The organism is Streptomyces wedmorensis (assembly GCF_000716445.1).
GTDB lineage: Bacteria > Actinomycetota > Actinomycetes > Streptomycetales > Streptomycetaceae > Streptomyces > Streptomyces wedmorensis.
Genome location: NZ_JNWK01000095.1, coordinates 24,721 through 33,002 on the forward strand (window position 1 = coordinate 24,721; position 8,282 = coordinate 33,002).

Consider the following 8,282-nt stretch of genomic DNA (forward strand, 5'->3'; position numbering starts at 1 on the left):
GCTGGCGATCCAGCGAGTCGATAGGTGTGGGGAAGGGGGGACCGCCGGTCAACGGTCGCCTTCCGGTTCTCGGCCCCGTGATCCGGGCCGGGGTGACTGGTTCTCCCCGAGGGCGACGAGGAACTCAGGGGTGCCCTCGAACGCCGACCGGCCCTGGGCCATGATGATGTTGTCGGTGATCAGCAGGTCGCCGCGCCGCCACGCGACATCGATCCGCACCGAGTCGTAGGCGTGCAGGATGGCGGCCAGGTCGTCGTCGGAGAACGGCGATCCGTCACCGAAGTAGGTGTTCATCGGCAGGTACTCGCCGAACGCCTTGACCATGATCGTGCGCTCCGCCGGATCCAGGTTGCCCGCGTTGAGGAACGAGATCTGGTTGAACCAGCACTCCTCGCCGGTCACCGGGTGGTCGACGACGCCGGGCCGCCTGCGCACCGTGTACAGCGTGCCGCCGGGGAGCCATTCGGCGCTGATGCCGGCCGCCTCGAAGAGCTCCTCGAGGGCAGCGCGGTCCGGTACGGAGAACGCCTTGCGCCACGTGATCCCGAACCCCTCGTGGAAGGTCCGGGCGAGGGTCCAGCCCGTGGTCCGGACGCGTTCGGCGAGGGGCGCCGGAAGGTGGTCGAGCAGCCGGCGCGTATCGCTGAGGTGCGTGCGACCGTCGCCGTCCGGAGGGGTGAGGCACGCGGTGAGCACCACCGAGGGGAACGTCCGGCTGAAGGAGCCCTCCTGGAACGGGCAGAGCATCCGCTCGCCCGGCCAGGTGATCGGTGAGAGCACCCCGTCGCCGAAGTCGCCGCGGTCGTTGAACGCCTCGGTGGGCGTGTGGCGGGCGATCCCCAGGGCCTCTCGTGCCGTGGCGACGCCGTCCGGTCCGTCCATGGGAAGGCCGTGGACGAGGACCGCTCCGTGGACCAGCAGATGGTCACGGAGGGTCCCCGCCATGTCCCGCAGCCATGTGTACGGCGAGTCGCCCGGGGCGTCGAAGGAAGGAAGGAGCTCTTCCCGCAGCGTGGGGACGGTCTCGCTCACGTGATCTCCTCCTACGATGCGACGGCGTCGACGGCGCCGCCGAACTTCTCGATCGCCTCGGCCGTGTCGTCGGCGGTCAGCGTCAGCGGGGGCGCGATGCGGATGACACCGCGCTCGTGTCGCGTCATCACTCCGGCCTCGACGGCGGCGGCCGTGATGGCGGCACCGGACTCGGGGCTGTCGGTCTCGACGGCGACGACCAGGCCGAGTCCGCGGACGTCGGTGATCAGCGGGCTCGACTCGAGCTTCCGCAGACCGTCGAGGAGCGCGGCGCCCTGGGTGGCGGAGTTCTCGACGAGCTTCTCGTCGGCCATGATGTCGAGCACGGTGTTCGCGACGGCCGCGGCGACGGCGTGGCCGCCCGTCGTGTGCCCGTAGCGAAGTCCCTGGACGACGGGTTCCCGGACGAACGTCTCCTTGATCGACGAGGTGACCGTCACCGCCGCCAGCGGGAGGTAACCGCCGCTGATGCCCTTGCTCATGGTGACGATGTCGGGCGTGATCCCGTCGTGGTCGAAGCCGAACATCCGGCCGGTGCGCCCGAATCCGCAGAACACCTCGTCCAGGATGAGCAGCGCGCCGTGCTGGTCGCACAGCGTCCTGAGCCGGGCGAGGAACCCGGCCGGGAGGACGACGCAGCCGCCGAGGCCGAGGAGCGGCTCGACCATGACCGCCGCGGCGGGCGGGCCGGCCTCCAGTGCCCGGGCGAACCGGGCGACGAGCGCGTCGGCGCTCTCCTCGGTCCGCATCGCGCGGGCCGCCGCGGGCAGGGCGACGTGGTCGATCGGGAAGGGCGGGACCCACTCGCTGACGGTGAACGGCAGGCCCGAGAGCTGCTGGGCCAGGTACGTCGTGCCGTGGTACGCGGCCTCGAAGGTGATGACCCGGTTGCGGTCCTCGCCGATGTTCCGCCAGTACTGCAGCGCGATCCTGACGGCCGCCTCGGTGGCCTCCGAGCCGCTGTTGAGCAGGACGGTCTCGTTCAGCTCGCCCGGCAGGATCTCGGCCAGGCGCGCGGTCAGCGTCTCCGCGGGGTCGTGGCTGGACACCATGGGGTCGTAGTGGACGAGCTGCCGGAACTGCCGGCTCGCCGCTTCGATGAGCCGCGGATGCCCGTGCCCGCAGGAGGCGTTCAGGACGCCGGAGACGCCGTCCAGGTACCAGTTGCCGTCCGCGTCACGGACGCGGTTGCCCCGTGCCTCCACGATGCGCATCGAGTTGGCCTGCTGGGTGATCGGCGTCCAGGGCCGCCACAGTGAACTCGTCGAAGGGGAACTGTGCATGTCTCAACTCTCCAGGGACCGGTCGTCGGGTCTTCAGGGTTTCCGCTCGGGAAGGCTTGAGATGGCCGTGGTCAGCCAGTGGCGCCAGCGGGCGCCGAACTCCCGGGCTCCGTAGCCGGCGATCTCCTCGTCGAGGAGGAGGCGGAGTCGGAGTTCTTCGCCGCGTACCGTCACGCCGGCCAGGAGCTTGCACACCTCGGGCGGCCGGCTGTCGCGTGCGGTCACTTCCACGGCCGGGACTCCCGCCACGTCGACCGTGGGGGCGCCGGCGTGGGTGTAGCTGAGCATCGCGGTGACCGAGCCGGAGAACGTGGAGCCGAGGCCGGTGACCGTCGTGAACGGCACGTCCGCGTGGTCGACCTCCCGGTACCAGCTCCTGACGAAGTCGCCCGGGGCGTCCGGCGCCTGTCGGGATCCGGGCGGGTCGAGCGAGACGACCGTGTTCATGAAGCACCCGACGACATCGGCGTACGCGGCGTTCCGCCCGCCCCACGGGTAGCCGATGACGCCCGGCCCCGGCTCGGCGACGTCCCGCAGGGCGCGGTGGATCGAGAAGAGGACATAGGGAAACAACGACCCGCGAAAGGAAGGCGGGACGGCGACGGACGGGAACGATTCGATCGGAATGACCCGCGTGGTCCGTCCCGGTACCCGGTCGAATTCACCGGCCCTTTCCAGGCGTTCTGCCCAGAACGTGACGCCGGGGCCGCTTCCGGCGGCCTCTTCCGATGCCTTCCGGTCGATGATGGCCGCTTTATATCGGTCCCGCTGTCGTTCGTCCGGCTCGGAAGGGGCGGCCAGCTGCCGTTTGATGAGCAGCATCGACTGTTCGTCGACCAATGCGTGATCGAGAACGAGCAGCAGATTGTCGCCCTCTGGTGACCGTATGAGACGTGCCGCCATGGCGGGTCCGTCGAGCGAGGCCTCGAATTCCTCGACGATCTCCGTCTGGCATTCCGGTACGGACTCCTCGCTCGCCGCGTGGACTTCGGCGAAGTCGCATTCGTCCGGACACCACTCCGCGTAGGCCTCGCCGCGGGAGAACCGGATGCGGTAGGACAGTGCCGGATTCCGGAGCACCACGGAGCGCAGGACCTGGCGCACGTCCTCCGTGGACAGCCGGGACGCCGGCGTACGGAGCAGCATGGTCACGGTCCCTCTGCGACCCGAGCGCTGGGCGTCCAGGCCGAAGGCCAGTTGGGCGCTCAGCAAGGGAAGCCTGTCTGTCATATGGTCCCCCGTTTCGGCCGTGGCCGCGGTTCCGTGGCCTCGGGCGGCTCGATGATGAGAATTCAAGAAGGAGGCCGCCTGCTGCCGGCCGTTCGGCGAGGTCTCGTTATGCGGAGACGGGCGGAGTGGGCACGGCACCACACTCCTGGCCACTGCGACGTGAACTCATATTGCCCGGTACTCGGCCTCTCGAAGTCCTAACAACTGACAGGACTGGAGGCCTAATTCGGCCGAAGGCGCCATGCTACGTTGACGCCATGACCGAAGTGGCGAAGGATTTGCACGATGTCAGGTCGGAGGCCGATGGCCGGAGCCTATGGCGTCAGCGGGATTTCATACTCCTGTGGAGTGGTCAGACGGTCAGCGAGATGGGATCGGCGGTCACTCGGGTCGCTTTGCCCCTGGTCGCGGTCGTCGCGCTCAATGCGAGCACGTTCGAGGTCGGACTGCTGACCGCGGCCACCACCTTGGCGTTCGCGATCGTCGCACTGCCCGCAGGTGCGATCGTGGACGGCCATTCCAAGCGCTCCATCATGATCATCTGTGATGTGCTGCGCCTGGTGATCCTCGGCTCGGTCCCGCTCGCCGCCGCCATGGACGTCCTGACGATCGGTCAGTTGTATCTGGTCGCACTGGCGGCCGGTGTCTGCACCGTGTTCTTCGACGTCTCGTACCAGAGCTATCTGCCCTCGCTGATACGCACCGAGGACCTGATGGCCGCCAACGGCAAGCTCGGCACGACCCAGTCGTTCGCGCAGCTCGCCGGACCGAGCATGGGCGGTGGCCTGGTCGCGCTGGTGGGCGCCGCCATGGCGATCGTCGTCGACGCCCTGTCGTACGCCGTCTCGCTGCTGGCGATCCTGGGCATCCGGAAGCGGGAGGAGCCGCCGCCCGCGCCGCCGGCCGACGAGCCGCTGCGCCGCCGGATCACCGAGGGCCTGCGCTTCGTCTTCGCCAACCCGATCCTGCGGCGGGTCGTGGCCTGCACCGGCACCGGCAACCTGTTCTCCGGCATGACCGCGGCGCTGGCCATGGTGTTCCTCGTCCGCGACCTGCGCGTGAGCCCCGCCATGACCGGCCTCATCCTCGCGGGCTCGGCGATCGGCGGGATGGTGGGCGGAGCCTTCGCCGGCAAGCTCGCCCAGAAGATCGGTACGGCGCGCATCATCTGGGTGTCGATGCTGGTCTTCAGCGCGCCCCAGGTCATCGCGGCGGCCGCCTGGCAGGGCTGGGGGGTACTGCTCTTCCCGCTCGGCTGGGGCATCGCGGGCTTCGCCTTCATGGTGTACAACATCGCGCAGGTCAGCTACCGGCAGGCCGTCACGCCGCCCGAGCTGATGGGCCGGATGAACGCGGCCGTGCGCTGGATCGTGTGGGGCACGATGCCGCTCGGCAGCCTCCTCGGCGGAGCGCTCGGCACCCTGATCGGCGTGCGCCCCGCCCTGGTGGTGGCCTTCGTCGGCGCCTGGGCCGCGGGCTGGTTCGTGTTCTTCTCGCCGCTCCGGCGCATGCGCGACATCCCGCAGCCCGCGGCGAGTTGATCCGCGACCGGAACCGACCGCGCACCGCCACGGCCGCGGCCCGCTCCCCGCGGGCAGAGGCCCGGGGCGGTCCGCTCCCCACGGGGCTCGCGCCGGCAAGGCCCCCCGCGGTCGCCGGCGGCGGCCACCCGGGGCACGGGACGGGCCGTCCCGTACCGCCGGGCGACCGCCGCCTCGCAGGAGACGGCGCCCGCGATGCCCGAGGGGCGCGCGGATCACTCACCGGACAACCCCGAGACCGAGAGGGCTGACACATGGGCATCGACTTCACCTCGGACATCGCGGACTTCGACCAGAAGCGGTTCGACGCCCTCGACACCACGGCCGGTGCCGCGTCCTCCTTCAGCCGACTGCGGCAGCACCAGGAGGACGGCAGGTGGATCAGCCGCTACCTCGGATGGCGGGACGGCGAGGAGCTGCGGGCGGTCGTTCCGCTCTACCGCTCGCGCATGCGCGTATGGGCCGACCCGTCGTACGACCCCCGCTCATGGGGTCTGCCGGACGGTGTCGGCGACGCCTGCTCGCCCGGCACCTCGCTGCTGGTCGGCGGATGCGCCGACCGGCGCACCGGATTCCACGTCGACGAGGGGACCAGGGCCCCGGGCCGGCTGCGGAAGCTGCTCGTCGAGGCCGCCCGGTTCGCGGCCGACGAGGACCGCTGTCTGGTCTTCCCCTATGTGTACGGCGCTGCCAGGACCGCGCTGGACGCGGCGACCGAAGGCGCCGTCGTCTGGGCCGAACTGGGCCGCGAGGCCCATCTGTTCGGACTGGCCGACCCCGCGTGGGAGAGCGACCTTTCCTCCAAGGTCCGGTACCGGCTCCGCCGGGACCAGCGCACGATCGCCGGCGCCTCCATGACGGACGGCGAGGCCTCGTGGGACGAAGTCGGCTCCTGGGCCGCTGAGTTGATCTCCGAGCACAACGCCGCCAAGGGGCAGCGGGAGCTGGCCGAGTTCGTGGGTTTCCGGTTGTCCACCTGGGCGGAGAACCCGGATGTCGACGTCATGGTCTTCACGGCCGAGACGGGCGGACGGCGCGGCGTGCAGACGATCCTGCTGTGGGGGGACGAACTGGAGGTGTACGAGATCGGATTGCCCGGCGAGGAGGGCGACGAGCGCCTCGCCCTGTACCTCAACCTGCTCTTCCACCTGCCGATCCGGTACGCGCGGGCGCGGGGCATCGACCACATACGTCTCGGCTCCAAGGCGGAGACGGCCAAGGCGCGGCGCGGAGGGGTGTTCGAGCCGTTGTACGGCGGGGTCCTGGGTGTGGCCGACACGCGCCGGCTCGCCCGTGGCGGGTCGGAGGGCTGAACAGACGGGCCTCCCGTCGGCGGCGGTCAGGCGCATTGCGCCCTCGCACGTTTGAGATCGGGAAGCAGCGCCAGGTGTTCCTCCCGGACCAGGTCGAACCGGAGCGAGAACGCGACCAGGGCCTCGCGCTTGGAGTGCATGCGGCCCTCGTCCACGTACTTGGCCCACTGGCCGACCGGAAGCTTCTGATCCGCCAGATAGTCGATGTGGTAGTTGATGCTGCTGCGGTTCGCGCCCTTGAACTGCTTGATCCCGCGCAGCCGTTCGACCACCTCCTGCACGGAGGGGACGGCCGCCATGGAGGAACCGCGCAGCCGCGGCTCGCACAGGGCCACGAGAACGGCGAAGTACTTGCTCGCCGTGTCCAGCTTGGACATCGCGGACTCGGTGAGGGTGGCGGCCTGGTCGGAGCCGAGCAGGCGCGGAGGGGGAGTGAAGACCGTCAACTCGCTGATGGTCTCGCTGGACGGGATCAGGATGCGCGACATCTCGAACGGGATCACCATGCCCAGCTGACGCGGGCGGGCCTTGACCAGTTCGGTGCCGCCCTCCAGGTTCTCGATGACGAACGTGGTGCTCGTCGTGAAGTTCGAGAAGAGCAGGTGATGGTCGGATACTTCGAACGTTCCGATGCTCGGCAGGGCGCCGGGCTGGAATTCACCGGTGGAGCTCGATATGCCGAAGTTCAGGCGCTCGCCGACCTTCAGGTTGATCCGTTCCTTGGCGTCGGAGCTGCCGTGGTGGCGGGTCTTGTTCCGCCAGGTCAGGATCACTTCTACATCGGATTCGATCATGGTATTCAAAGAACGTTTCCTGTCATCCTCGACTACTTGTGGAAGTCCCAAGGTGGACGGGTGCCGAGCGGCCTGCTCGTCGAGGCCGGTCGGAATGTTCAGTGAGACCGCGGTGGAAAGATCCGCGAAGGGCGGGCCAAGGGAGGGCATGGATCCCCTCCCGCTGTGCCGCAGCCGGTCGATATCCGGGATGCGCCGGATCTCCGGCCGGCCCCGTGGTCTCCGTGAAACCGTTCCGGTGGGCAGTGCGCGTGAGGCGAGCGGAGGCGGCAGCGCATTCCGCTTCCGCATCCGGCGAGGCGGGCTCGAGCCCTTCCGCGCCGGAGGTGCCTCAGTGAGCGCTTCTTCGCCCCGGACGGTATTCGCGGTGCGGGCGTTCAGCCGTGGAATGGTGGACGGCGATGGCCGGCAGAAGAGAGTTCTCTGCGCCCTTCATTTGATTCTTCACCCCGTGTTTTGATCGCCGGAGGTGCCGTTTCTGGGGCCTCCGACTATGGATCTATGTATCTTTTTATTCGGCGCCGAATATGAAACCAATTCGGTTGGTCGCGCTCGTTCTTCCTGTCTGCCGGCGGTCGGTATTTATACCGTCGGCAGGAGCTCGGTGTTTTGATCCCCGGTAACACCCTGTTTGGCGATCTTCACTCCGCGTTGCCCGCGGTGTCAAGACCCGAACGAGACTCCGAACGCACCTATAACGGGCGTCACACCAATGTGATCGCAAGTCAGATTCGCCCTACAGTTTGGCGTGCGGCTTGGCAAGTGGATTTTTCGCTTCAAACATCTGCTAAAGGCGGATCATCGCTCTTTGCCCTGGAATGGCACCCTGTGGCGCGGGACGCGGCGAAGCCGCAGCTCGGAGGCCTGGAAGTGATCTACGCCCATGCCGCGCAAGGGCCGTCGTTCCTGCCTGTGGCAGTTGCTCCTGACGGGTGTCAGTACAGTTCGGCGGGCCGATCGGTAATCTACTGGTTTGGGTAAGGAGTCTTGCCGTCGCGTTGGATTCTGCTTTCGCAGCCGGGGGATTGGGGTTGGCGGGGTTTATGTCTCTCACACTGGTCGGGCGTTTCCTGCGTGGGTTCGGGTTGT

At 68.6% G+C, this 8,282-nt stretch carries 6 protein-coding genes; 2 read left to right on the forward strand and 4 right to left on the reverse strand.

Features of this window, described 5'->3' with window-relative positions; genetic code table 11:
* Positions 1-48 precede the first annotated feature (48 nt).
* Genes OO54_RS39235 through OO54_RS39245 form a run of 3 tightly spaced genes read right to left on the reverse strand, consistent with a single transcriptional unit; the run spans position 49 to position 3,545 of the window.
* Complete coding sequence (locus tag OO54_RS39235; protein WP_033212117.1) at positions 49-1,032, reverse strand: TauD/TfdA family dioxygenase; 984 nt, start codon at positions 1,030-1,032, stop codon at positions 49-51.
* An 11-nt stretch (positions 1,033-1,043) separates the two neighbouring features.
* On the reverse strand, positions 1,044-2,315 hold the full coding sequence (locus OO54_RS39240) for an aminotransferase family protein (RefSeq protein WP_033212118.1): 1,272 nt from the start codon (positions 2,313-2,315) through the stop codon (positions 1,044-1,046).
* A 33-nt stretch (positions 2,316-2,348) separates the two neighbouring features.
* A complete protein-coding gene (locus OO54_RS39245; RefSeq protein ID WP_033212119.1) occupies positions 2,349-3,545 on the reverse strand; it encodes a hypothetical protein in 1,197 nt (398 codons plus the stop codon).
* 257 nt (positions 3,546-3,802) lie between these two features.
* On the opposite strand from OO54_RS39245, the gene OO54_RS39250 reads away from it, so the two are divergent.
* A complete protein-coding gene (locus OO54_RS39250; RefSeq protein WP_051787822.1) occupies positions 3,803-5,086 on the forward strand; it encodes an MFS transporter in 1,284 nt (427 codons plus the stop codon).
* 254 nt (positions 5,087-5,340) lie between these two features.
* Complete coding sequence (locus OO54_RS39255; RefSeq protein ID WP_033212121.1) at positions 5,341-6,399, forward strand: hypothetical protein; 1,059 nt, start codon at positions 5,341-5,343, stop codon at positions 6,397-6,399.
* A gap of 26 nt (positions 6,400-6,425) precedes the next feature.
* On the opposite strand, the gene OO54_RS39260 is transcribed toward OO54_RS39255, so the two are convergent.
* Positions 6,426-7,343 (reverse strand): hypothetical protein, encoded by a 918-nt coding sequence (locus OO54_RS39260; RefSeq protein WP_234439321.1) that lies wholly within the window; start codon positions 7,341-7,343, stop codon positions 6,426-6,428.
* Positions 7,344-8,282: the final 939 nt, after the last annotated feature.

What these genes read in the sequence shown, in the direction of transcription:
- OO54_RS39240 (WP_033212118.1), bottom strand. Translation starts at nt 2,315, where the DNA reads ATGCACAGTTCCCCTTCGACGAGTTCACTGTGGCGGCCCTGGACGCCG.
- OO54_RS39245 (WP_033212119.1), bottom strand. Translation starts at nt 3,545, where the DNA reads ATGACAGACAGGCTTCCCTTGCTGAGCGCCCAACTGGCCTTCGGCCTG.
- OO54_RS39250 (WP_051787822.1), top strand. Translation starts at nt 3,803, where the DNA reads ATGACCGAAGTGGCGAAGGATTTGCACGATGTCAGGTCGGAGGCCGAT.
- OO54_RS39255 (WP_033212121.1), top strand. Translation starts at nt 5,341, where the DNA reads ATGGGCATCGACTTCACCTCGGACATCGCGGACTTCGACCAGAAGCGG.
- OO54_RS39260 (WP_234439321.1), bottom strand. Translation starts at nt 7,343, where the DNA reads ATGCCCTCCCTTGGCCCGCCCTTCGCGGATCTTTCCACCGCGGTCTCA.